We start from the raw sequence: 22,525 nt of genomic DNA on the forward strand, positions 1-22,525 counted from the left end.
GAGAGGGGTGAGTGACCGTGCCATGCCCTTGGGCCGGGGTGACTGCTGTCCGAAAACCACTGGTGGCCGCGGCAAACGCCCTGCCGGTCAAGCTCACCGCATCGAGGTAATGCCCCGGGATTCCGTGGGTGGACGGGGCGTACCCGCCGTTACTGTTCCCTGAGTTCTGGACCGGTTCACCGATATTAGCTGCGATTTGTCAACTTTCAACAGTTGTGCACAGGTACGCCACCGGCTGCCTGCGAATGCCTTATGAAGGAGCGCTTGCCCGATGACCGTTGACGCCAGCCGGGAGGCACAGCTGGAGCCGCCGCGCACCAGCCTGGGCACGGCGGCTGCCCGCAACCTCGCCACCACCACCAAGTCCGCCCCGCAGATGCAGGAGATCTCCTCCCGCTGGCTGCTGCGGATGCTGCCCTGGGTGGAGACCAAGGGCGGCACCTACCGGGTGAACCGCCGACTGACGTACACCGTCGGCGACGGACGCATCGACTTCATCCAGGACGGTGCACGCGTCCGGGTCATCCCCCGAGAGCTCGGCGAACTGGCCCTGCTGCGGGACTTCGACGAGGACGACGTGCTGGCCGCGATCGCCGACCGGTGCGCGCAGCGCGACTTCCGCGCCGGTGAGGTCCTCGTGGAGCGCGGCGCCGCCGCCGAGCAGCTCCACCTCATCGCCCACGGCCGGATCAACCAGACCTCCGTGGGCCAGTACGGGGAGGAGGTCGCCGTCGCGGTGCTCAGCGACGGCGACCGGTTCGGCGACGACGCCCTGCTCGATACCGACGCCACCTGGGACTTCACCGCCACCGCCGAGACCGACGGCACCCTCGTCACGCTCTCCCGCGGGGACTTCGCCGCCCTGATGTCCTCGGCGCCGAGCCTGCGGGCGCACGTCGAGCGGTTGAGCGCACTGCCCCAGCAGCGGCAGAACCGGCACGGAGAGGCCGAGATCGCCCTCTCCGCCGGGCACACCGGCGAGCCGGTGCTCCCCGGCACGTTCGTGGACTACGAACTCCACCCGCGCGAGTACGAACTCTCCGTCGCCCAGACCGTCCTGAGGGTCCACAGCAGGGTCGCCGACCTCTACAACGGCCCGATGAACCAGACCGAGGAACAGCTCAGGCTCACCATCGAGGCGCTGCGCGAGCGCCAGGAGCACGAGCTGATCAACAACCGCGAGTTCGGCCTCCTGCACAACGCCGACCTCAAGCAGCGGATCCAGCCCCACGCGGGACCGCCGAGCCCCGACGACATGGACGCGCTCCTCTGCCGCCGCCGCGGCACCAAGTTCTTCCTCGCCCACCCCCGCACGATCGCGGCGATCGGGCGCGGCTTCAGCGCCCACGGGCTCTACCCGGACAACGTGGACCTCGGCGGCCAGCAGGTCCCGGCCTGGCGCGGCGTCCCGATCCTGCCCTGCAACAAGATCCCGATCACGAAGGAGCACACCAGCTCGATCCTCGCCATGCGCGTCGGCGAGGACAACCAGGGCGTCATCGGCCTGCACCAGACGGGGCTGCCGGACGAGTACGAGCCGGGCCTCTCGGTCCGCTTCATGGGGCTCAACGACCAGGCGGTCACGTCCTACCTGGTGACCACGTACTTCTCCGCCGCGGTCCTGGTGCCCGACGCCCTTGGTGTGCTGGAGAACGTGCAGATCGCCCGCAGGCCCGACTAGCCGCCGAGGCCTGCCCACCCCACGTCACCTAGGAGTCACGGATGCCTGATCCCGGGCCCTCCCCCCTGCCGCCGAGCGCGATCGAACCCAACGCCGCGCTCGCCCGGGTGCTGCGCGGCCCCAGCGGCCTGGGCACGGCGGCCCTCAGCCTGGCCCGGCGCGAGGAGCTGCCTGCCGCCCCGGTCGCGCCGGACCCGGAGCCGCTGGAGCCCGAGCCGCCGGAGCAGCCGCCCGCGGCCGAGGGCACGCCGATCCCCGGCCTCTACCACCACCCGGTACCGGAGCCCGACCCGGTCCGCGTGGAGGAGGTCAGCCGCCGGATCAAGCGCTGGGCGGTGGACGAGGTGCAGGCGTACCCGCCGGAGTGGGAGGACCAGTTCGACGGCTTCTCCACCGGCCGGTACATGGTCGCCTGCCACCCGGACGCGCCCACCGTCGAGCACGTGATGGCGGCCGCCCGGCTCATGGTCGCCGAGAACGCCGTCGACGACTGCTACTGCGAGGACCACGGCGGCTCGCCGGTGGGCCTCGGCGGCAGGCTGCTGCTCGCGCACACCGCGCTCGACCCGCTCCACACGACGAAGGAGTACGCGCCGGACTGGGCCGAATCCCTCCAGTCGGACGCCCCGCGGCGCGCCTACGCCTCCGCCATGGAGTACTTCGCCCAGCTGGCCACCCCCGCCCAGGCCGACCGGTTCCGGCACGACATGGCCCGGCTGCACCTGGGATACCTCGCCGAGGCGGCCTGGGCCGAGACCGATTACGTACCGCAGGTGTGGGAGTACCTGGCGATGCGCCAGTTCAACAACTTCCGCCCGTGCCCCACCATCACCGACACCGTCGGTGGCTACGAACTCCCGGCGGACCTGCACGCGCAGCCCGCCATGCAGCGGGTCATCGCCCTCGCGAGCAACGCCACCACCATCGTCAACGACCTGTACTCGTACACCAAGGAGCTCGCCAGCCCCGGCAAGCACCTCAACCTGCCCGTGGTGATCGCCGAACGGGAGGACCTCTCCGAGCGGGAGGCCTATCTGAAGGCCGTCGAGGTCCACAACGAGCTCATGCACGAGTTCGAGGCCACGGCCGCACAGCTGGCCGCCTCCTGCCCCGACCCGCGTGTGCTCCGCTTCCTCAAGGGCGTGGCCGTCTGGGTCGACGGCAACCACTACTGGCACATGACCAACACCTACCGCTACAGCCTTCCCGATTTCTGGTAAAGGGGGACTTATCCATGTCCAGCACCGATCTCACCGCCGATGTCACCTCTGTCAACGGCTCCACGGACGCCTCCGTCTTCATCCCCGCCCCGGCCACGCCCTACCAGGGCGACATCGCCCGCTACTGGGACCACGAGGCCCGTCCCGTCAATCTGCGCCTCGGCGACGTCGACGGCCTCTACCACCACCACTACGGCATCGGTGACGTCGACCGCTCCGCACTCGGGGACATCGACGACGGCGGGTACGAGAAGAGGCTGATCGCCGAGTTGCACCGGCTGGAGTCGGCGCAGGCCGAGACGCTCCTGGACCACCTCGGCGCCATCGGCCGCGACGACACGCTCGTCGACGCGGGCTGCGGCCGCGGTGGTTCGATGGTCATGGCCCACCAGCGCTTCGGCTGCTCGGTGGAGGGGGTGACGCTCTCGGCCAAGCAGGCCGAGTTCGGCAATCAGCGCGCGCTCGAGCTGGGCATCGAGGACTCCGTCCGTTCCCGGGTCTGCAACATGCTCGCGATGCCCTTCGAGACGGGGCAGGCCGCGGGCTCGTGGAACAACGAGTCGAGCATGTACGTCGACCTCGAGGACCTCATGGCCGAGCACTCCCGCATCCTCTCCGTGGGCGGCCGCTATGTGACGATCACCGGCTGCTGGAACCCCCGCTACGGCCAGCCCTCGAAGTGGGTCTCGCAGATCAACGCGCACTTCGAGTGCAACATCCACTCGCGGCGGGAGTACCTGCGCGCCATGGCGGACAACCGCCTCGTCCCGCAGGCCGTCGTCGACCTGACCCCCGCGACCCTGCCGTACTGGGAGCTGCGGGCCACGTCGTCCCTGGTCACGGGCATCGAGGAGGCGTTCATCAACTCGTACAAGGACGGCTCGTTCCAGTACGTCCTGATCGCCGCCGACCGCGTCTGACCCTTCGGCCGACCACGGGGGCCGGGCCCGTCGTCCGACGGGTCCGGCCCCCGCCGCGCGCCCGCCGCCGGGACGCGCGGCCGGCTCGGGTGGACTCTCCCACGGGGGGAGAGTCCACGATGGTGACGTGCGAGACGAATTCCTCGGAGGGCGCGTCAAACCCTTCGAGCTCACGAGGAACCTGGCCGCGCGGCTCGGTCTCGACCTCCAGTTCCGGGAGACCACGTCCGCCCGCAAGGCCTGGGAGAACGTACGGGCGGGACTGAGGCGAACTCTCCACGTCCGTCCGGGGCTCCGCGCGGTTCAGGGGCGCGGCAAGAGGTTCTCCGAGGGCTCGTACCGTCGGAACGCGGAGCGGTACGCGCTCGGCTGGCGGCCGGTGTGCCGGGCGAAGACCCCGCTGAACGTCCCGCAGTCGCGGTACCCGACGTCGGCGGCGATGCTCGCGACGGTCCTGTCGGTCGTCTCGAGGAGGTGTCTGGCGCGGCGGACCCGGGCGCCCTGCAGATAGGCGAGGGGCGTCTCGCCCGCTTCCTCGCCGAAGCGCCGGAGCATCGTCCTCGTGCTCACGCCGAACGCGCGGGCGAGGGCGGTCAGGTCGTAGCGGGTACTGAGGCGCTGGTCGAGCCAGCGCTTCACCCGGTGCGCGAAACCCGTGCCTCCGGTGGGCAGCAGCTCCGGGTCGACGTACGCGGCCTGGGTGGAACGCGCGTCGTCCAGGAGCGCGACGCGTGCCGTGCCGCGGGCGACGCGGGGGCCGTCCTGCTCGCGGACGAGCCGCAGCGCGAAGTCGTACATCGCGCTGAAGGCGGCGGTGGTCGTCACGCCCCGGTCGGTGACGACCACCTGCTCCGGGCGGACCCGCACATCGGCGTACCGGCGTGCGAAGCGCTCGGCGAACAGCCAGGACGTCGTCGCCTCGCGCCCGTGCAGCAGTCCGGCCTCGGCGATGAGGAAGGCGCCGACGCAGACCGACACGACGGCGGCCCCCGCGGCTGCCTGCGCGCGGATCGCGGCGGTTTCGGGCTCCAGGCCGGCGAGCGTCGCTGCGAGGTCGAGCGCGGGGGAGAGCTCGAAGCCCGGTACGACGACGACGTCCGCGGGGCGCGGTGCCGAGACGTCCAGGCGCGCGCCGCCGGAGGCGGTCACGCGGCGGCGGGGCGAGACGACCGTCGCCTCGTAGGACGGCTCGGGCGCCCCGTGCGCCGCGGCGACATGCGTGGCCATGGTCAGGAGGTCGAGGACGCCGTACACCTCCGACGCGAAGCAGCCCGGGTAGGCCAGGACGCTCACGCGCAGCGGACTCATGCGGCACCTCCGGCACCCGACGGGTGGCGGGATCACCATGACTCCTGGCGATACCGCCGCTTCTCTGGAAGGGCAGCCTCTCGCCATCCTGTGGCCCATGACAACCGAGCGAGCCCAGAGCGACCAGTTGCGGCCCAGGAGAGACCCGTCGCGGCCCCAGGGAGACCTGACGCGGGCCCGGAGCGATCCCATGGACGACTGGTCCCGCAGAACCGTCGAGGTCGAGGGCGTCAGCAAGACCGTGTACGTCGCCGGGTCGGGACCGGCGGTCGTCCTGATGCCCGAGATGCCGGGCATCAGCCCCGACGTGGTGCGCTTCGCCCGGTGGGTACGCGATGCCGGGTTCCGCGTCCATCTGCCCTCGCTCTTCGGCGTCGACGGCGCGTATCCGCGCGCCGACGCGGTCGAGACCGTCGTCCGGCCCGCCTGTGTCAGCGCCGAGTTCCGTGCCTTCGCCGGAGGCGGTACCAGCCCGGTCGTGGAGTGGCTGCGCGGACTCGCCCGCGTGGCGCACGCCGAGTGCGGGGGACCGGGCGTCGGTGCCGTCGGCCTGTGTTTCACGGGCAACTTCGCCCTGAGCATGACGCTCGAACCCGCGGTGATCGCTCCCGTGGTCAACCATCCGTCGCTGCCGCTGGACGACCCCGGAGCTCTGGAGTTCAGTGCCGAGGACGCCGCCGCCGTGGCGGAACGCGTCGAGCGGGACGGGCTGCGGGTGCTCGGCTACCGCTTCGACGACGACACGTGGTGTACGGGGCGACGGTTCGCGGCCTATCGCGCGCTGCTCGGCGACGCGTTCGACGGCCGCGTCCTGCCCGGCGGAGCGGCGCACCCGGACCCGCCGCCCTTCTTCCGCGATGTCGTCGGCTGCGCCCACAGCGTCGTCACGGCACACCTCGTCGACCAGGAGGGCCACCCGACCGTACGGGCCCGCGACGAGATCATCGCCTTCCTCGCGGAGCGGCTCGGGCCGTCGGCCACCCCGACCGCGTGATGCGGCGGTATGACCGACGGCCCGAGCCGTGGTGTCAGCGGACGACGTCGAAGACGTTCTTCTGCAGGCCGTTGGCGTACGCCTCGTGCTCGACCAGCTTCAGCTTCTGGGTGTCCTTGTCCGTGTCGCTGAACAGGCGCTTGCCCGCGCCGAGGAGCAGCGGGAAGACGAGCAGGTGGTAGCGGTCGATCAGACCGGCGTCCGAAAGGCTCCGGTTCAGACCGGCGCTGCCGTGGACGATGATCGGGCCGCCGTCGGTCTCCTTGAGCGCGGCGACGTCGTCGAGCGAGCGCAGGATCGTGGTCTCGCCCCAGTTCGTCACCAGGTCGCTCTCCGCGAGGGTGGTGGAGACGACGTACTTCGGCATCACCTTGTAGTCCGCGAACTCCTCCATGTCCGGCCACACCGGGCTGAACGCCTCGTAGCTGACGCGGCCCAGCAGTATCGCGGCGGCTTCCTGCTGCTCCCTGCCCTTGATCTCGAACGCCTCGGGGAGGAACTCGACGTCCTTGAAGGTCCACCCCGAGTTCCGGTAACCGGGCTCGCCCCCGGGAGCCTCCACGACGCCGTCGAGCGAGATGAAGGCGGTGCTGATCAGAGTACGCATCTGGGGTCCTCGGTCTCTCGTGCCCGGCGCGTGCGCCCGGTTCTCGGCAAGTGCGGTCGATGCGTCCTTCGGCCGCACGCGCGGCGTCGTTCGCACCAACATCATCTATGACTGCCGGGCACGGAGGAACTCATCGGTCGCCCGTTGCCGTCGCCGCCCGGTGCTAGTGCGCGAGCCGGCGGGCCGGTGCGGGCGACGGGGTGGGGTCGTCGGTCGCGAAGCGCGGCACCTCGTCGTTCTCGTCCCGGTTGCCGTTCTTCTCGTGGATCCACTTGCCCGCGAGGGCGGGGATCCAGGCGGAGAACTCGCTCTGGGTGAGGTCGGCGGGCACCTTGGCGCCGAGCCGGTTGAGGTCGGCGGCGGGCAGTCGCAGCGTCGGGTCGATGCGCTCGGAGGGGGCGTTCACCATCGCGGCGTCCCACACCTGGAGGGCGAACGTCGTGCAGTTGCGGGCCGGGGTCCCGGCCCAGCCGCCGGTGAGGAGGTACTTCCAGGTGGGCAGCAGGGTGTACTTCTCGTCGGCCTGCTTGCGCCGGTCGATCTCCTTCTCGAAGGCGGTCTGCTGGGCGGGGGTGAGCGCCTTGCAGCGGGCCGCGCGGGGCGCGTACGCGCCGTTGCGGTCCTGCTTGCGGCTCGGCCGGTCCCACTCGATCAGTGGCTTGCCGGGCGCGTTCACGTCGTAGCCGGTGTAGTTGATGGACATGCCGTCCACCGCGCTGCCGTCGCCGTTGCGGCCGTCGGGGTCCTGCGGCTGGAACGAGTACGTGTCGTAGCGTGCGGTGGCGCCTCCGGCGAGCTTGCGCTCGAAGGCGCCGTGCGAGTTGAAGTGCACCAGCCAGCTGTGGCCGAAGACGTGCTGGCTGACGTTGAGTTCGTACAGGAGCTTGTTCGTCTGCTCGCCGTAGGAGAGCTGTCCGTACTTGTTCTGGAAGTCCTCGGACTTCCAGAGCGCGTAGGCACGGGTGCCCACGTCCCAGACGTAGCCGCCGGTGGTCCTGTCGGTGATCTCGGTGCTGTAGACGCACAGCGTGTTGTCGGCCGGGGCAGCGGGCCGGGGGGTGGGTGCCGACGGCTCCGCCGCGGCGGCCGGTGCGGAGACGGCGGCCGTGGCGAGGACGGCCACGGCACAGGAACGGGTGAAGAAAGAGCGCAAAGTCACGGCAAAGGTATACATGCGGTGACCCGTTCAAGATCATTTAGAGGGTCGGTTTCTCGCCAGGCGGCTGCGCGACCGCGTGGCGGCTCCGGGGTGAGGTCGCGGGCGCGCGTGCGCTTCGCGCGGGACGGCCCGGAGTGCCGGGGGCGGTCGATCCCGCAAGGGCGCCCACGCCGCCCGTCGGGTGGCGCCGTACGCAATGCCATTCCAGACCCCTGAGTTCGGGGGGGATTTCACAGGTGGGTGGGTGAATTCGCGATGAACCTGCCCTTTCTGCGTGTTGTCAATTTCCTCGCCGAAACATGAAAGTGGCAGGTCAGAGGGCTAAACAAGGCATCTTGCCGCACTCGTCGGCGGATTCGTCGATCGACAGGAATACAACCAAGTGCCCGCCCCACGAGTCCCCTGTTGTTGTTGAAACCACTTACTCCTCATGGAGGTTAGGAAATGCGCTCTCGACCCATCAGCAGCCGTGCGTTAAGCGCCGCTTCCGCGTTGACGCTGGCTCTCGGCGCGGGGATCGCCGCACCGGTGCTGCTGTCCGGCACGGCAGGTGCCGCCGCGCCGTCGGCCACCGCCGCGGTTGACGGGAAGTCGGTGGTCTACACGGCCGCCGCAGGTCAGACCAACAAGCTGAACATCACCGCGTCGCGGACCGGTACGAGCCTCGACAACCTCACCTACGTCATCGACGACGTCGTCACCATCAAGGCGGGCACCGGCTGCACCTACCCCAGCGGCTCCGACCGTACGAAGGTGTCCTGCAAGGTCGACACCTCCGAGAGCCAGGACCCGTACGCCACCCTGGAACTGTCCGCGGGTGACGGCGACGACACGGTCAAGTACACCAACAAGACCGACGACGCCTACTACTTCGCCCGCATCGACCTCGGCAAGGGCAACGACACCCTCGCCGAGGCCCCCGGCGTCCAGGGCAACTCGATCCTGGGCGGCACGGGCGACGACACCCTCACGGTCAGCGAGTACAGCGTCGTGCTCGGCGGCGACGGCAAGGACACGATCCGCGCGGGCAGGGGCGCCATCGCGATAGGCGGCAACGGCAACGACACGATGTACGCCGGCGGCGAGAACAGCGACGCCGACGGCGGAGCGGGCAACGACGTGATCCGCGGCGGCGGGAACCGGCAGAACCTGAACGGCGGCGACGGCAACGACACCGTCCGCGCCGGAGCGGGCCACGACTTCCTGTACGGCGGCAAGGGCAACGACGTCCTGTACGGCGAGGGCGGCAACGACACCATCTACGGCAACAGCGGCGACGACAAGCTGTACGGCGGTCCCGGCACGGACACCCTGTCCGGCGGCCCCGGCAGGAACGAAGTCCACCAGGACTGACACCACGCGCCGGTGGCCGTCGGAGCCGGCGGCCGCGGGCCCGAGGCCCGCTCCGGGCCCGCGCGCCGCGTGAGCGGGGCGCGGGCTACGGGCGCGGCGTCAGGGTCTCGACGGTGATGTGCGGCGCCAGCGAGCGGAGGAAGCCGGGTGCGTCGAAGGCCCGCCCCGCGGAGGCGACGCCCTCCGTCCGCACCTTCCCGCTCAGGACGCGGTGCACCGCTTCCACCACGAGCGGCGCGGTGACCGCGTAGATGTCCTGACCGCGGGCCACGGCGCGCCGCTCCCTGCCGCCGGAGCGCACGACGACGTCGACGACGAAGGTCTGCGCCGACCGTCCCCGCTCGTCGACGGCGGCCGGGGCCGGGGTGTCCGGGGCCACCACGTCCCCGGCCGCCTCGACGCTCATGTAGGTGCGCACGTCGGGAACCGGCAGATGGCTGGGGACCGTGACGACGTCGGCCATCGTGAACTCCCCGATGACGGACCGGGTTCCCATCGGTTCGGGGAAGGTCCACTCCAGGGTGGGCGGGGCGTCGTCGCGGTACTCCAGGCGTCCGTCCGCGAAGCGGACGCGTCGGCCGCCGCGCCGCTCCCGGGAGACCGCGCCCGCGGCACGTGATCCCTCAGTGGGGTGCCAGCTGTTCAGGCCGTAGGCGATGTGGACCTCGTCGGCATGCGTCCAGTCGTCCATCGCCGCCGTGGCCATCAGGTCGCCGAGGCCGCCGAAGAAGGCCATCGCGGGCACGATCACCGCTCCCGCGGCGCGGGCCCGGTCCGCGAAGCGGGCGAACGTGTCGGCGTTGGCCTCGATCTCGGCCGCCACGTCCACATACGGGATCCCGGCGCGCAGCGCCGCCTCGATCACGGGCGCGGCGGTCGTGGCGAAGGGCCCGGCGCAGTTGACCACGGCCGCCGCGCCGGACAGCGCGCGGTCGAGCGCGGCCGGATCGTCGACCGCCGCGGGCCGCACGTCGAGGCCGGGATGGGCCGCGGCCAGTTCCCGCAGCTTGCTCGCGTCCCGGCCGGAGAGGACCGGGACGAACCCGCGCTCCCGCAAGTGCGCCACCACGAACCTGCCGGTGTGCCCATAAGCGCCGTACACCGCCACGATCTGCCCCGTCGCCATGACTTCTCCTCTGTGCTTGAACGATCAACGAGGAACATCCTGGTCGGTGCTGGCGCCGCGCGTGAGTGTCTGGAACGACATGCCACGTACAATTCCGGACATGAGTTCTGTCGCGCTCGCCGTCACTGACGGGATGCTGCACTTCGAACTGTCCGTGGCGTACGAGGTCTTCGGCTCCGCCCCGGACGCCGTGCCCGGACCCTGGTACGACGTCGGCGTGTACGGCGCGGGCGCCGTGCGGTTCGGCCGGTTCCGCCTGGAGCCCGACCACGGCTTCGACCGGCTCCGCCACGCGAGCACCGTGATCGTCCCCGGCTGGGCCGACGTCGACGTGGAGCCGCCCGCCGACCTGGTCGACGCGGTGCGCACGGCCCACGAGGCGGGTGCGCGCGTGGCCTCCCTGTGCACGGGCGCGTTCGTCCTGGCCGCCGCGGGCCTCCTGGACGGCAGGCGCGCCACCACGCACTGGGCGCACACCGACGCCCTGGCCGCCCGCCATCCGCGGGTGGAGGTGGACCCGGACGTCCTCTACGTGGACAACGGCAGCGTGCTCACCTCCGCGGGCAAGGCCGCCGCGATGGACCTCTGTCTGCACCTCGTCCGCCTCGACCACGGCTCGTCGGTCGCCAACGCCGTCGCCCGCCGCCTGGTCGTGCCGCCGCACCGCGGCGGCGGCCAGGCCCAGTTCGTCACCGCCCCCGTGCCCGCCCAGGACGACCACCCCCTCGCCGGGCTGCTCCCCTGGGCGATCGAGCGCCTCGACGAGCCGCTGACCGTGGAGGACCTGGCCCGCCGGGCACGCATGAGCTCGCGCCAGCTGGGCCGCCACTTCAAGGCGGCGACCGGCACCACTCCGCTGCAGTGGCTGCTGACCCAACGCATCCGCCGCGCCCAGGAGTTGCTGGAGAAGACCGACGACGGCATCGACGCCATCGCCGCGGCCACCGGCATGGGGACCGCCACGACACTGCGCCGTCACTTCAACCGCACCGTCGGCGTACCGCCGGACGCCTACCGCCGCACGTTCCGCTCGCGCGGCCCGTTCAAGGGCCCCGCACGCGGCGCATAGTCGCCGCTACAGCAAACGATGGGCAAATGTCGGGCGAGCTACCGGTACGCGGGGCCGAGTTCGTCGAGAATGGACGGTGACGGAGAGGGGCGTCAGGGGATCCGGATCGTCGTGATTCCCCTGGCCGGAGGTCAAGTCGCAGGGGGCCGGGAGATGAAGGACACATCTGGACATCAGCTGGCCGCGCCGAGGATCCACGAGGCCGCCGACGGCGTGGTCACCCTCGGCGGGCACGAACCGGAGCTGATGGTGCGCATCGAGCCGTACGCGGGGATGGCGGCGGGGGACCAGGTCCAACTCAGGTGGGACACCGGGGTGTTGCGCACATCCCGCATCGACACGCAGGTCATCGACGCCGGTGAGGTCGGTGAGGCCAAGGTCTTCACCCTCCGCCCCGCCCCGGGCACCGCGCGGGTGAGCTACCTCGTGGGCCACCCCGCCGGTGACTGGCACGCCTCGCAGCGGCTGACCGTCACCGTGCGGGAGACCCACGAGGAGCCGCACCGCCTCGCCCGGTCGTGAACCGACCGGTCAGGCGCCGGGCGGCACGCTGCCCTTGATCACGGTGCCGGGCGCGGGCGTGGCCAGACGCGTGAGGTAGTCGGTGACGGCCTTCCGCTCGGCACCGCCGTTGAAGATCTTCGCGCCGTGGCCCCAGCCGTCGACCTCCACGAGCGCCGCCTTGTCGCCGAGGCGCCGCGCGACGGAGCGGGCCCAGTCCACGGGCGTGGCGTTGTCGTGGCGGGCGTTGATCAGAAGCATCGGGTGCTCGGTACGGACGTCACCCGGCGTCGCGGGCCGGGGCGTGGCGCGTTCCGGCAGGCCCAGGCAGAGGTTGGCGTACCCGACGGCGTTCGGCGAGAAGCCGAAGGCGGGCGCGGCCTTGCGGGCCGCCTTCTGGTCGGCGAGGTAGGCCGCCGCGTCCGGTGCGCGCAGGTTCAGATCGACGCACACCGCCTGGTCGGCCACGGGCAGCAGCTTCCCGACCGGCTCCTCGCCGTCCTCCTGCCAGGGCTTCCCACTGTCCAGGGCCTGGAGGTACTCGCCGACCACCGGCCACGACGGGGTGAGGAGCATCTGGTCGAGCGTGCCGTTCAGCGTGGCGGGCGTGACCTTCTTCCCGTCGTTGCGCAGGGTGCCGTCGGCGGCCTTGGCGGCCACCCGCCGATGGACCGTGCGCGGGTCCTTGTCGCCGAGCGCGCACGCGTCGCTCTTGCCGCACCACCGGGCGAACTGCCCGTAGGCCCGCTCCAGGGCGCGGGCGCTCGTGGCGTTGAAGTCACGACGGCCGACCGCCGGGTCCATCACGCCGTCAAGCACGGCGGCCCGCACCCGCTGGCCGTACAGCTGCGCGTACCGCTGGCCGTAGACCGTGCCGTACGAGTGCCCGTACAGGGAGACGCGGTCCTCGCCGAGCGCGGCGCGGACGGCCTCGACGTCATGGCTGACGCTGGTCGCGTCGGTGTGCGCCGCCACCGGCCCGGACGCGCGGGCACAGCCCTCGGCGAGAGCGGTGGCCCGCTCCCGCTCGCGGGCGAACTCCGCTGCGGAGGTGGCGGGCTTCTTGTCCCGCACCATGGCGACGTACGGCTCCGCCGGACAGCGCACCGGGCTGCTCGCGCCGACGCCGCGCGGATCGAGACTGACGATGTCGAAGCGCCGCTCCAGGCCGCCCCAGGCGTCGGTGGCCCGGACCGTGTCGACGCCGGAGTTGCCGGGGCCGCCGGGCAGGAACACGAGCGTGCCGACACGCCGGTCCGGTTCGGTCGCCGTACGTCGGGCGACAGCGATGTCGATCTTCTTGCCGTCGGGCTTCCGCCAGTCGACGGGCACCCGCACGGTGCCGCAGTCGGCCCCCTTCGGCACGCCCTCCTCGGCGCGGCAGGCCTTCCAGGCGATCCGCTGCTCCGGAATCCGCACAGCCGCCGTGCCCCGCGCCCCCGACGCCACATCCCGGTCCTGCCACGCGTACAGGGTGCCGCCGATCCGCGCCCCCGACCAGGTGCCGCAGTTCACGTCGGCCTTCGCGGCCACGTCGGAGGGGAACCAGTCGGCCTTCAGCCGCGGCTTGCCCTGCGGCTCTCCGCGCACACACGAAGAGGGGAACCCGCCGTTCTCCGCCGTGAACCGCATGATGCGGTCCCCACCCGTCGTCGACATCACGTACGAGACGTCCGTGGCGTCGTCCGGCAGCCACCGCGGCACGGACTTCCGGTCCTTCTTCGCCTCGGCGCCGGTCTTGTACGTGGCCTTCTCCTGGTGGTCGTCGAAGGGGTTGTACGAGCCGCCGCACGCCGTCAGGGAGACGGCGAGCGCGGCCACGCCGAGGGCACAGGCCGGTGTGCGCGGGATTCGGGGCATGGGCGTCGCTCTCTTCGGGAGTCCTGGAATGCTGCGTTCCTCCACGGTCGCCGCGCGGCGCCGGGCACCGCCTCAGCCATTCGATGGATCGGACCCGCGCCGGTCCGGCTTTCGGTTGAGCCCTCGCGTACGACCTGGTCCGTACATTCACTGTGTGAACCGCCGTCGCCTGCTGCTCCTCGCCCTGCCGCCCGCCCTGCTGCTCTGGCTCGGCGACCTCGTGTCGAACGAGCCGGACGGGTCCTGGCTCCCGCTGGTGTCCGGGCCGCTGGCGCTGGGGGCGCTGCTCGCGTGCCGCCGCGTCGCCGTGGAGACGCTGACGGCCGGGGCGGCCCTGGCGTCCGGGGCGCTGACGCTCGGCATGCTGTGGCTCGCCCCCGCGGGCGGCAGCTGGGGGCTGCTGGAGTCGGCCGCCCTGCTCGCGCTGCTCACCGTGGCGGCCCGGACGGCACGGGTTCCGGCCGCGTACGGGCTCTGCCCGCTGTTGGCCGTGGCGATCGCGGTCGCGCCGGTGCGCATGGGCTTCCCCTCCGACGCCCAGACCTTCGCGTTCCTGCTCACCGTCGCGGCGGGCGGCGTCCTCGCGCTCGGCTGCTATCTGCGCTCCCTGGACCGGCGCAGGGCCGACGCGGTGACCGCCGTGCAGGAGGCGGAGCGCCTCGCCCTCGCCCGTGACCTGCACGACTTCGTCGCCCACCACGTCACCGGCATCGTCGTCCAGGCCCAGGCGGCCCGCACCATCCGGGAAACCGCGCCCGAGCAGCTCGATCCGCTCCTGGCGGGCATCGAGCGGGCGGGCACGGAGACCCTCGCCTCCATGCGCCGTCTCGTGCACGTGCTGCGTGCCGCGCCCGACGCCCCGACCCGGCCCGCCGACCTGCTCACCGAACTCGCCGCCCTGGTGACCGCGCACGGCGACAGCGGGGGAGCGGCGGCCACCCTGGACGTCTCCGCAGGCGCCCGGGACCTCGCCCTCCCGCCGGAGGTCGAGACGTCCGCGCACCGCGTGGTCCAGGAGTCCCTCACCAACGTGCGCCGCCACGCGCCGGAGGCCGACGACGTCCGCGTGCGGCTGACCGCCGACGGCGGCCGCCTGTGCGTCGAGGTCACCAACGGGCCCGCGCCCGCCGGTGACCGGCCGCCGCCCGGCGGCAGCGGCGGCCTCGGCCTGGTCGGCCTGCGCGAGCGCGTGGAGGCAGTCGGCGGCAGCTTCGCGGCCGGGCCCGCGCCGGGCGGCGGCTGGCGGGTCCGCGCCGCGTTTCCCCCGGCCCACCTGCCACACTGACCACGATGAGCGTGACGAACCCCGACACCGGCTCCGCGCCCCTGCGCGTCCTGATCGCCGACGACCAGGAGATGGTGCGCACCGGCTTCCGGCTGATCCTCGCCGCGCAGCCCGGCATCGAGGTCGTCGGCGAGGCCGCGGACGGCGCCGCGTGCGTGGAGCTCGCCAGGCGGCTGCGCCCCGACGTCTGCCTGGTCGACGTCCGCATGCCGAAGCTCAACGGCCTGGAGGTGACCCGGCTGCTCGCCGGACCGGACGCCGTCGATCCCCTGCACGTCGTCGTGGTGACCACCTTCGACCAGGACGACTACCTGGACGAGGCCCTGCGCTGCGGCGCCGTCGGTTTCCTGCTGAAGGACGCGGGACCCGGCCTCCTGGTCGAGGCGGTCCGCGCCGCTGCCCGCGGCGACGCCCTGGTCTCGCCGGCCGTCACGCTGCGGCTGCTGCGGCGTACCGCCGAGCGGCACGGGCCGCGGTGCGGCGCGGCGGCCGCGGGAGGCGCACCGCACGAGCTGTCCGAGCGGGAGCTGGACGTGGCCCGGCGCGTGGCGCGCGGCCGCACCAACCAGGAGATCGCCGCCGAGCTGTTCATCTCCGTCGCCACGGTGAAGACCCACCTCGTCCACATCCAGGCCAAGCTGGCCGTCCGGAACCGCGTCGAGATCGCGGCCTGGGCCTGGGAGTCGGGACAGATGGGCCCCGCCTGAGGCCTCAGGCGAGCCACCGCACCCCGGTCGCCCGGCGCACGTGCAGGAGGACGTCGAACGCGTCGGCCAGCGAAGCGACCGCGAGGTGTTCGGAGGCGTCACGGGACGGGTCGTAGACGCCGCTGATGACACGGAGCCTGGCGGGGCCGTCCCACTGGCGGCGTACGTCGTCACGGCGCAGGTCGAGCCAGCGGGCGGGCACGTCCGCCGAGCCGAGCCGCGCGTCCACCAGGTCCGCGCCCGGCTCGGGAACGGCGACGACGCCGAGGTCTCCGTGGTGGAAGCCGATCGCCACGGAGACGTACCGCGTGCCGTAGCGCTCCCGCAGGTGCGTGCCGACGGTGGGCCGCGCAGCGGAATCGGGGGCCGAGCCCAGGACCGTCCCGGTCGCCGCGGTGTGCGCGATCCCGTCCCAATAGACCAGGCGCAGGCCGGTCCCGCGCTGGGCGTCGCCGAGGGCGTCCGCCTCCGTGGCGGTGTCGCTCGTGAAGCTGCCGCGTCCGGCGACGCTGCCCGCGTGGAAGCTCACGATCAGCCGCATCCGGGTCAGGACGGCGTCGTCATCGCTGCTGCCGGGCCGGGCCTGGAGCAGCGCGAGCGCGTCCCGGGCGTGGTCGACGAACGGCCGCCCGGGGTGCGTGCCCCGCGCACGCTGCACGTGCTCGTCGATGTCGTGCGCGGTGCGGATCGGGGCGAGGTGCGCGGCCAGTTCGGCGAGGAGTTCCGGGGCGGTCGCGCGCACGTGGTCCAGGACGGCGTCGTAGTCCTCGGGCCGCGCCTGCGCGGGCCTCAGCCCGAAGATCCGTACCGGGTCGTCGGGATGCTCCCGGTTGAACTCCCTGATCCAGTCGAGGGCCGCGGCCATCTCCACGGTGCGCCACGGACGCCAGGCACCGGCGAGCGCGGCCTCGGCGGAGCCCTCGCCGAGGCGCACGTACCGGTCGAGGCCGGCGGCGACGTCGGCGCTGTCCTGGAGGGCGAGCGCCCGGAACCCGTGCTGCCGCACCAGCCGGCGGAAGAGCTGGTCACGCAGGCCGAAGGTCTCCCGGGAGAACCGCGTGGACTCGCCGATGCCGACGATGTCGGCCCCGGCGGCGAGCCGTTCGGCGAGGGTGTCGAGCGTGGCGTCGGACAGCGGTCCCGAGCCGCCGGACCGATGTCCGGAGAGGGCTGAGGGGGAGGGGAGCGAGCGCTGGAGAGCGGTGGTGTCGTGCGTCATGCCGCCAAGACTCATAGGTGAAGTTCGGTTGAGGTCAAGCTGTGGCTGACTAGTCGTCATCGGTGGCACTGGTCACCTCGACCTCGATCACGTCGTCGCGGTCGAAGAGTTCGGCGGTCAGCCGTCCGGTGTCGGCGGTGCCCTCGAGCGCCAGCAGGACGCGGGCGTCGGGGTCGGCTCCGCCGGGCAGCCGGTCGACCTTGACCCGAAGGATGCGGAAGCCGCGGCGGGTGCACGTCTCCATCAGCTGGGGCAGCAGCGCCGTGCCCGTCCGGTACGTCATGCGCAGCTCGAAGGCGGAGCCGCTCGCGCGGGGCAGCAGGCGCGCGGCGAGCCGTGGATAGCCGCGGACGACGAGGAAGTGCAGCGCCGTCGCGGCCAGGGCGAGCACGGGCAGACCGCCGCCGCAGGCCATGCCCACCGCGCAGGTGAGCCAGACCGTGGCGGCGGTGGTGAGGCCGCGCACGACGTCCTGGCGCACGAAGATCAGGCCGCCGCCGATGAAGCCGATCCCGGAGACGATCTGTGCGGCCACCCGGGAGGGGTCGAAGGAGACGCCGGGCAGGTCGAGCGCCCCCGCGAAGCCGTGCTGGGAGACCTCCATCATCAGCGCGCTGGCGATGCCCACCAGGGTGTGCGTGCGCAGCCCGGCGCTCTTGTGCCGTGCCGCGCGCTCCCAACCGATGAGGCTCGAAAGGAGCAGGGCCAGGCCGAGTTCGGTCAGCTGCCGCGGGCCCTGCCCGCTCCTCAAGCCCCACAGGGGCACCGCCAGATGGACCATGCACACCTCCTGTCACCGCCCTCGCCCCTGCCCCGGACGGCAGCGGGCACACCTGCCGCCTCCTCACCGGGGGACGCGCGCTCCGCCCGTGGCCCGGGTGAGGACCGCGTACAGGGACGAGGCGGTGACGATGCCGACGGGCAGGGAGAGGTCCATGCCGCCCAGAGCGCGGGCGATCGGTCCGGTGTAGGCGGTGTCGACGCACAGGGCCGCCGCGGTGACGCCGCCCGCCAGCGCGAGGGCACCGGCCGGGTTGACCCCGGCGGCGTACCAGAAGGGGCCGGCGGGGGTCTCGTCCATCAGGGCCGGGCCGTCGTAGCGGTTGCGGCGCAGCAGGATGTCCGTGGCGTAGACGGCGGTGGCGGGGCCGAGCAGGACGACGGTGAGCTGGAGGACGTTGCTGACGGTGTCGAGGAAGTCGGAGACGAGGAGCGCGTACAGGGTGAGGGAGACCGCGGCGGCGCCGTCGACGATCACGCTGCGGGAGCGGCGGATGCGGATGCCGACGGCCTGGAGGGCGAGCCCGGCGCTGTAGGAGGTCAGGGCGTTGAGGGCGATCGTGCCGAGGACGAGGGCGAGCAGGAAGACCGGGTCGAACCAGCCCGGCAGGATCCGCTGGAGCCCTGCCTGAGGGTCCGTCATGTCGACCGAGGTCGCGGCGAGCGCCCCGAGGGAGCACACGGCGACGCCGGGCACGAAGCCGCCGAGGGCGGTCCAGCCGAGGACGGCCTTGGCGGACGTCGTGCGCGGCAGATAGCGGGAGAAGTCGGCGCTGGTGGTGTACGACAGCGGAGCGGAGCCGACCAGGGTGACGCCGGAGATGAGGACCGCCCACAACTCGGCGCCGGTCAGCGGCTCGGCGGGCGCGTAGGCGTAGTCGGCGTGCTGGAACACGCGGACCGCGACGACGGCGAACACGGCCGTGAGCGCCAGGGTGATCGGCAGGTACAGCCGCAGGATGGTGGCGTGGCCGTAGACGCCGATGGTCAGGGTGAGCGCGGCGATGGCGAGGACCACGGCGATCTTCACGCCGGTGCCGGTGGTGACACCGGTCTTCTCGACGAGGGAGAACGCGGCGGTAGCGGCGGCGGCGAGGTTCAGGGCGAAGTACGACACGGAGATCATCCAGCCGACGACCGCGTTGTTGACCCGGTTGCCGCGGATCCCGTACATCGCGCGCGTGATCACTTCGCTCGGCGCGCCCGCGGCCGGGCCGGACAGGGCGAGCAGCCCGGTGAGCGACCAGAACAGATTGCCCGTCACGATCACGGCGAGGGCCTGCCACAGCGTCAGGCCCATCAGGATCAGGGTGCCGCCGATGACGAGGCTCAGATAGTTGACGTTCGCCGCGGCCCAGACGGAGAAGAGGCGCCGGGGGTGGCCGTGGCGCTCGTGCTCGGGGATGTGGTCGATGCCGTGGGCCTCGATGCGGCCCGTCCCGCCCGTCGAAGGCGGCTCCTCCCGGGGTGCCGTCCGGGGGCTCGGGGGGACTTCGTGCGGGTCGGGAAGCGTGGACGCCATGCGGCCCCTCCGGATGCTGGAAACCCACGTGCTTGTTTATTGGTCGCACACTCAATAGCATGGATTCCATGACGTCAAGGCTCCAGAACAAGCGAATCCGCAAGCCTCCAGCGGAAAGGCATGCGGAAATCGTTGCGGCGGCGGCGCGGGTAGCTCTGACCGAAGGCCTTGAGTGCATCACCCTCCGGCGCATCGCTGAGGAACTCGCCGTGCGGCCGGGGCTGATCAGCCACTACTTCCCCGCCGTGGACGACCTGGTGGCCGAGGCCTACGGCACCGCCGCGGGCGCCGAGCTCGACGCGCTCCTCCCGGCCGAGCGCGCCGGCGCCACCTGCGTCCAGCACCTCGCACGGTTCTTCGCCCGGACCACCGGAGACGCCTACGACGACCTCAGTCGCCTCTGGCTCAACGCCCGCCACCTCAGCCGCTACCGGCCCGCGCTGCGCGCCCGCGTCAGTGCGCAGGAGGCCGCCTGGCGCGACCGGTTCGAAGGGCACATCCGCGACGGCGTCGCCCGCGGGGAGTTCCGCACCGACGACCCGATGGTGACGACCGAGCAGATCCTGGTCGTCCTCGACGGCCTCGGCGTGCTGGTCAACAGCGGTGACAGCGTCGGCAGCGCGCCCGAGGTGCTGCGCCTGCCCCTCACCACGGCGGAGCGCGAACTCGGCCTGGAACCGGGCTCGCTGAGTGAGGTGACCCCCGACTGACGTTCCGGCGGCGTGCCGGGCGGTTCCGGGCGCCGCCGCCCTCCCCGCAGACCGCCGATCCCACGACGAGCCGAGCGCTGCCGACCTCGCGCAGCACGACCAGCGCAGCACGCCCGGCGCAGCGCGGCATCCACCCGACGACCCCGCAAGGAGACCCCCGTGCGCACCTCCCTCATCCTGCTCTCGGCCCGTCTGCTCGACCCGGAGTCCGGCGAGTTCCTGCCGCAGACCGCGCTCGCCGCGGCGGGCGGACGCATCACCGCCCTCGGCGACGACCAGGAGGTCCGCGCGCTCGCGGACCCCGCCACCGAGGTGGTCGACCTCAAGGGCGCCGTGGTGACACCCGGTCTGGTCGACGGGCACATCCACCCTGTCACCGGCGCCGAACTCACCCACGGCCTGGACCTGTCGGCCTGTACCGACGTGGCCCAGGTGCGTGCCGCGCTCGCCCGCGAGGTGCGGGACCTCGCCCCCGGCGCGTGGCTGCGCGGCTGGGGCCTGGACCCCAACGTGTTCGCGGGCGCCCCCGTCGAGACCGCCCCCTTCGACGCCGTGCTCGACGGCGTGCCCGCCCAACTGCTCCTCTTCGACGCGCACTCCATGCTGGTCAGCCGACGTGCCCTCGAACTCGCCGGGGTCGACGGGCCGCGGACCTTCGACCAGGCGACCGCCGAGGTGGTGTGCGACACCGCGGGGCGGCCCACCGGCCTGCTCCTGGAGGAGGCCGCCTGCGAACTCGTGACGCGGGTCGCCCCGCGGCCCACCTACGAGGAGCGCCGCGCCCGGGTCGCCGCCGCGCTGCGGACCATGGCCGCGGCGGGCCTCACCGGCGGCCACGTCATGGACGCGGGCGGCGACAGCCTCGCCTTCTACGCCGAACTCGACGCGGCCGGGCAGCTTCCGCTGCGGCTGCGGGTCGCCCCGTGGTGCCAGCCGGGGACCGACACCGAGGGCCTGCGCGCGCTCATCGACCAGCAGGGTGAGGGCGGCCGGCTGTGGCGCACCGACGGCGTGAAGATCTTCATGGACGGCACCATCGACAACGGCACCGCGTGGCTGGAGCGGCCCGACTGCCACGGCGAGTCCCGGCACGCCTTCTGGCCGGATCCCGAGGAGTACACCCGCGTCATCGGCACGCTCCACCGCGCCGGGGTGCCCACCGCCACCCACGCCATCGGCGACGCGGCGGTACGGCACGTCCTCGACGCCGTCGAGAAGGCCCAGGCCGACGACTGGCGAGCGGTACGGCACCGGGTCGAGCACATCGAGACCGTCCCCGACGACACCCTGCGCCGCTTCGCCGAACTGGGCGTCGTCGCCTCCATGCAGCCGACGCACTGCTGCGACTTCACCCGGGCCGACCACACCGACAACTGGTCGCGCCGCCTCGGCGAGGAGCGCGCCGCGCGCGCCTGGCGCTGCCGAGACCTCCACGAATCGGGGGCCGTCGTCGTCCTCGGCTCCGACTGGCCCATCGCGCCCTCCTCCCCGCTCGGCGTCATGGCCGGGGCCCGGCACCGCCGCCCGAGCCGTGACCTCAGCCAGCCCCCGCACGGCCCGGAGCAGGCCCTCACGGCTCTGGAGGCGCTCCAGGGCATGACCGTCAACGCCGCCTACGCGGCCGGTGCGGAGCACGAGGCGGGCCGCGTCGTGATCGGCCACCGTGCCGACCTGACGGTCCTCTCCGCCGATCCGCTCACCACCGCCGCGACCGAACTCCCGGACCTTCCGGTGCTGCTCACCGTCGTCGACGGCGAGCCGACCCACCGAGACGCCCGGCTGTGACCGGTCGGCTCGGGGGATTCCCCGGCCGCTCGCGACGGCCACGGCGCGACGGGCTCGTGCCCGTGGCCTGAGACGGCCCGACCCGTCGGACGGGCCCAGGGTCCCCCGGCGGGCTGAGGGGATCCGGGCCCGGGCGGGCTCCCGGGCCGGGGCGGGCGAGCCCTCGGGAACTTTCGTCCAGGACAGGGCACTACATGAGCGTCGCCGCCCTCCAGGCCGTGCTTCCGCGCGGGCTCGGACTCCACGATTCAGGCGGACGCTCTCGCCAACCTGGCCGAGATCGTGCAGACCTCCAGGGACGAGGCGAGGCGGCAGGTCATGACCCGGAACGGGGCACGGAGCCGGGGAAGGCAGGCCGGGTACGGCCCGTCACGCCTGTCCCACAGGATGTTCCGAGCCCCACGAATCCCGTGTGACTGTGGCTGGATCGGTCGGCTGAGGAGCCTTTGAGTCCGGTGATACTCAGGTCTCGGCAATCCGTCCCCGACTCCTACCTCCGGAGGCCGCTCATGCCCCAGACCAGTGTGCGCAACGCCGTTCTCGAAGCGTGGCTGTCGGGCGCCGAGAGCGCGTACGGCCAGGCCAACCCCGCGGGGCCGCTCTACGTCGGCGGTACCGCGGCCGAGGCCGCGCTGACCGACCCGAGTGACTCGCTGTACGGCTTCTGTTCCAGCCCGAGCGGGTCGCACGGCAGTTGGTGCTGCTGATTCCCCGCGGGG

Annotated in this window: 19 protein-coding genes and 2 pseudogenes; 13 read left to right on the forward strand and 8 right to left on the reverse strand. The window is 72.5% G+C overall.

The genetic code is table 11. The features are described from left to right. Positions 1–271: 271 nt before the first annotated feature. From MQV74_RS39885 to MQV74_RS39900, 4 genes and pseudogenes are all read left to right on the forward strand, one after another. Entirely contained in the window at positions 272–1,681 is a 1,410-nt protein-coding gene (locus MQV74_RS39885; protein WP_242728401.1) for a family 2B encapsulin nanocompartment shell protein, read from the forward strand. A gap of 104 nt (positions 1,682–1,785) precedes the next feature. After that, positions 1,786–2,901, forward strand: a pseudogene (locus tag MQV74_RS39890) (family 2 encapsulin nanocompartment cargo protein terpene cyclase); the annotation flags it as partial. Positions 2,902–2,915: 14 nt separating this feature from the next. Next, on the forward strand, positions 2,916–3,821 hold the full coding sequence (locus MQV74_RS39895; protein WP_242728402.1) for a geranyl diphosphate 2-C-methyltransferase: 906 nt from the start codon (positions 2,916–2,918) through the stop codon (positions 3,819–3,821). Positions 3,822–3,960: 139 nt separating this feature from the next. Then, positions 3,961–4,080, forward strand: a pseudogene (locus tag MQV74_RS39900) (lantibiotic ABC transporter); the annotation flags it as partial. A 44-nt stretch (positions 4,081–4,124) separates the two neighbouring features. Here MQV74_RS39900 and MQV74_RS39905 read toward each other — a convergent pair. Beyond that, a complete protein-coding gene (locus MQV74_RS39905; protein WP_242728403.1) occupies positions 4,125–5,129 on the reverse strand; it encodes a GlxA family transcriptional regulator in 1,005 nt (334 codons plus the stop codon). A gap of 97 nt (positions 5,130–5,226) precedes the next feature. Between MQV74_RS39905 and MQV74_RS39910 the strand changes: the two genes are divergently transcribed. Continuing rightward, positions 5,227–6,123, forward strand: a complete 897-nt coding sequence (locus tag MQV74_RS39910) for a dienelactone hydrolase family protein (RefSeq protein WP_242728404.1) — start codon at positions 5,227–5,229, stop codon at positions 6,121–6,123. Between the two features lie 34 nt (positions 6,124–6,157). On the opposite strand, the gene MQV74_RS39915 is transcribed toward MQV74_RS39910, so the two are convergent. Both MQV74_RS39915 and MQV74_RS39920 read right to left on the reverse strand, forming a co-directional pair. Further along, on the reverse strand, positions 6,158–6,730 hold the full coding sequence (locus tag MQV74_RS39915) for a dihydrofolate reductase family protein (RefSeq protein ID WP_242728405.1): 573 nt from the start codon (positions 6,728–6,730) through the stop codon (positions 6,158–6,160). Between the two features lie 163 nt (positions 6,731–6,893). After that, entirely contained in the window at positions 6,894–7,889 is a 996-nt protein-coding gene (locus MQV74_RS39920) for a hypothetical protein (RefSeq protein WP_242728406.1), read from the reverse strand. Positions 7,890–8,381: 492 nt separating this feature from the next. Between MQV74_RS39920 and MQV74_RS39925 the strand changes: the two genes are divergently transcribed. Continuing rightward, complete coding sequence (locus MQV74_RS39925; RefSeq protein ID WP_242728407.1) at positions 8,382–9,242, forward strand: calcium-binding protein; 861 nt, start codon at positions 8,382–8,384, stop codon at positions 9,240–9,242. Positions 9,243–9,327: 85 nt separating this feature from the next. Here MQV74_RS39925 and MQV74_RS39930 read toward each other — a convergent pair whose 3' ends face one another. Continuing rightward, positions 9,328–10,368 carry a saccharopine dehydrogenase family protein gene (locus MQV74_RS39930; RefSeq protein ID WP_242728408.1) on the reverse strand — a complete coding sequence of 347 codons (1,041 nt, stop codon included), beginning with the start codon at positions 10,366–10,368 and terminating at the stop codon, positions 9,328–9,330. A 100-nt stretch (positions 10,369–10,468) separates the two neighbouring features. Here MQV74_RS39930 and MQV74_RS39935 point away from each other — a divergent pair, with 100 nt between their 5' ends. Continuing rightward, the gene (locus tag MQV74_RS39935) at positions 10,469–11,437 is read left to right on the forward strand and encodes a GlxA family transcriptional regulator (RefSeq protein ID WP_242728409.1); all 969 of its coding nucleotides are present in this window, start codon (positions 10,469–10,471) and stop codon (positions 11,435–11,437) included. 153 nt (positions 11,438–11,590) lie between these two features. After that, positions 11,591–11,959, forward strand: coding sequence for a hypothetical protein (locus MQV74_RS39940; RefSeq protein ID WP_242728410.1), 369 nt, complete (start codon positions 11,591–11,593; stop codon positions 11,957–11,959). A gap of 9 nt (positions 11,960–11,968) precedes the next feature. Here MQV74_RS39940 and MQV74_RS39945 read toward each other — a convergent pair whose 3' ends face one another. Next, complete coding sequence (locus MQV74_RS39945) at positions 11,969–13,798, reverse strand: alpha/beta fold hydrolase (RefSeq protein WP_242728411.1); 1,830 nt, start codon at positions 13,796–13,798, stop codon at positions 11,969–11,971. 154 nt (positions 13,799–13,952) lie between these two features. On the opposite strand from MQV74_RS39945, the gene MQV74_RS39950 reads away from it, so the two are divergent. Next, on the forward strand, positions 13,953–15,083 hold the full coding sequence (locus tag MQV74_RS39950) for a sensor histidine kinase (RefSeq protein WP_242728412.1): 1,131 nt from the start codon (positions 13,953–13,955) through the stop codon (positions 15,081–15,083). A gap of 5 nt (positions 15,084–15,088) precedes the next feature. Further along, positions 15,089–15,790: a response regulator gene (locus MQV74_RS39955; RefSeq protein WP_242728413.1), complete on the forward strand. Its 702-nt coding sequence runs from the start codon at positions 15,089–15,091 to the stop codon at positions 15,788–15,790. Between the two features lie 4 nt (positions 15,791–15,794). Here the strand turns inward: MQV74_RS39955 and MQV74_RS39960 are convergent, their stop codons facing one another. The 3 genes from MQV74_RS39960 to MQV74_RS39970 form a co-directional block, all read right to left on the reverse strand. Next, positions 15,795–17,009: an erythromycin esterase family protein gene (locus tag MQV74_RS39960; protein WP_242728414.1), complete on the reverse strand. Its 1,215-nt coding sequence runs from the start codon at positions 17,007–17,009 to the stop codon at positions 15,795–15,797. Positions 17,010–17,058: 49 nt separating this feature from the next. Further along, the gene (locus tag MQV74_RS39965) at positions 17,059–17,790 is read right to left on the reverse strand and encodes an MgtC/SapB family protein (protein WP_242728415.1); all 732 of its coding nucleotides are present in this window, start codon (positions 17,788–17,790) and stop codon (positions 17,059–17,061) included. A 63-nt stretch (positions 17,791–17,853) separates the two neighbouring features. Continuing rightward, positions 17,854–19,311: a purine-cytosine permease family protein gene (locus MQV74_RS39970; protein ID WP_242728416.1), complete on the reverse strand. Its 1,458-nt coding sequence runs from the start codon at positions 19,309–19,311 to the stop codon at positions 17,854–17,856. Positions 19,312–19,379: 68 nt separating this feature from the next. On the opposite strand from MQV74_RS39970, the gene MQV74_RS39975 reads away from it, so the two are divergent. The 3 genes from MQV74_RS39975 (at position 19,380) to MQV74_RS39985 (ending at position 22,513) form a co-directional block, all read left to right on the forward strand. Further along, positions 19,380–20,021 carry a TetR/AcrR family transcriptional regulator gene (locus MQV74_RS39975; RefSeq protein ID WP_242728417.1) on the forward strand — a complete coding sequence of 214 codons (642 nt, stop codon included), beginning with the start codon at positions 19,380–19,382 and terminating at the stop codon, positions 20,019–20,021. 159 nt (positions 20,022–20,180) lie between these two features. Further along, positions 20,181–21,806, forward strand: coding sequence for an amidohydrolase (locus tag MQV74_RS39980; RefSeq protein ID WP_242728418.1), 1,626 nt, complete (start codon positions 20,181–20,183; stop codon positions 21,804–21,806). Positions 21,807–22,315: 509 nt separating this feature from the next. Next, complete coding sequence (locus MQV74_RS39985; RefSeq protein WP_242728419.1) at positions 22,316–22,513, forward strand: DUF6229 family protein; 198 nt, start codon at positions 22,316–22,318, stop codon at positions 22,511–22,513. Positions 22,514–22,525 lie beyond the last annotated feature (12 nt).

It is taken from the genome of Streptomyces sp. AN091965, assembly GCF_022698285.1.
Lineage (GTDB): Bacteria > Actinomycetota > Actinomycetes > Streptomycetales > Streptomycetaceae > Streptomyces.

Excerpts from the sequence above, each read along its gene's own strand:
- MQV74_RS39885 (WP_242728401.1), top strand. The coding sequence starts at position 272 with ATGACCGTTGACGCCAGCCGGGAGGCACAGCTGGAGCCGCCGCGCACC.
- MQV74_RS39935 (WP_242728409.1), top strand. The coding sequence starts at position 10,469 with ATGAGTTCTGTCGCGCTCGCCGTCACTGACGGGATGCTGCACTTCGAA.
- MQV74_RS39895 (WP_242728402.1), top strand. The coding sequence starts at position 2,916 with ATGTCCAGCACCGATCTCACCGCCGATGTCACCTCTGTCAACGGCTCC.
- MQV74_RS39910 (WP_242728404.1), top strand. The coding sequence starts at position 5,227 with ATGACAACCGAGCGAGCCCAGAGCGACCAGTTGCGGCCCAGGAGAGAC.
- MQV74_RS39945 (WP_242728411.1), bottom strand. The coding sequence starts at position 13,798 with ATGCCCCGAATCCCGCGCACACCGGCCTGTGCCCTCGGCGTGGCCGCG.
- MQV74_RS39985 (WP_242728419.1), top strand. The coding sequence starts at position 22,316 with ATGCCCCAGACCAGTGTGCGCAACGCCGTTCTCGAAGCGTGGCTGTCG.
- MQV74_RS39930 (WP_242728408.1), bottom strand. The coding sequence starts at position 10,368 with ATGGCGACGGGGCAGATCGTGGCGGTGTACGGCGCTTATGGGCACACC.
- MQV74_RS39955 (WP_242728413.1), top strand. The coding sequence starts at position 15,089 with ATGAGCGTGACGAACCCCGACACCGGCTCCGCGCCCCTGCGCGTCCTG.
- MQV74_RS39905 (WP_242728403.1), bottom strand. The coding sequence starts at position 5,129 with ATGAGTCCGCTGCGCGTGAGCGTCCTGGCCTACCCGGGCTGCTTCGCG.
- MQV74_RS39940 (WP_242728410.1), top strand. The coding sequence starts at position 11,591 with ATGAAGGACACATCTGGACATCAGCTGGCCGCGCCGAGGATCCACGAG.
- MQV74_RS39975 (WP_242728417.1), top strand. The coding sequence starts at position 19,380 with ATGACGTCAAGGCTCCAGAACAAGCGAATCCGCAAGCCTCCAGCGGAA.
- MQV74_RS39915 (WP_242728405.1), bottom strand. The coding sequence starts at position 6,730 with ATGCGTACTCTGATCAGCACCGCCTTCATCTCGCTCGACGGCGTCGTG.
- MQV74_RS39960 (WP_242728414.1), bottom strand. The coding sequence starts at position 17,009 with ATGACGCACGACACCACCGCTCTCCAGCGCTCGCTCCCCTCCCCCTCA.
- MQV74_RS39970 (WP_242728416.1), bottom strand. The coding sequence starts at position 19,311 with ATGGCGTCCACGCTTCCCGACCCGCACGAAGTCCCCCCGAGCCCCCGG.
- MQV74_RS39965 (WP_242728415.1), bottom strand. The coding sequence starts at position 17,790 with ATGGTCCATCTGGCGGTGCCCCTGTGGGGCTTGAGGAGCGGGCAGGGC.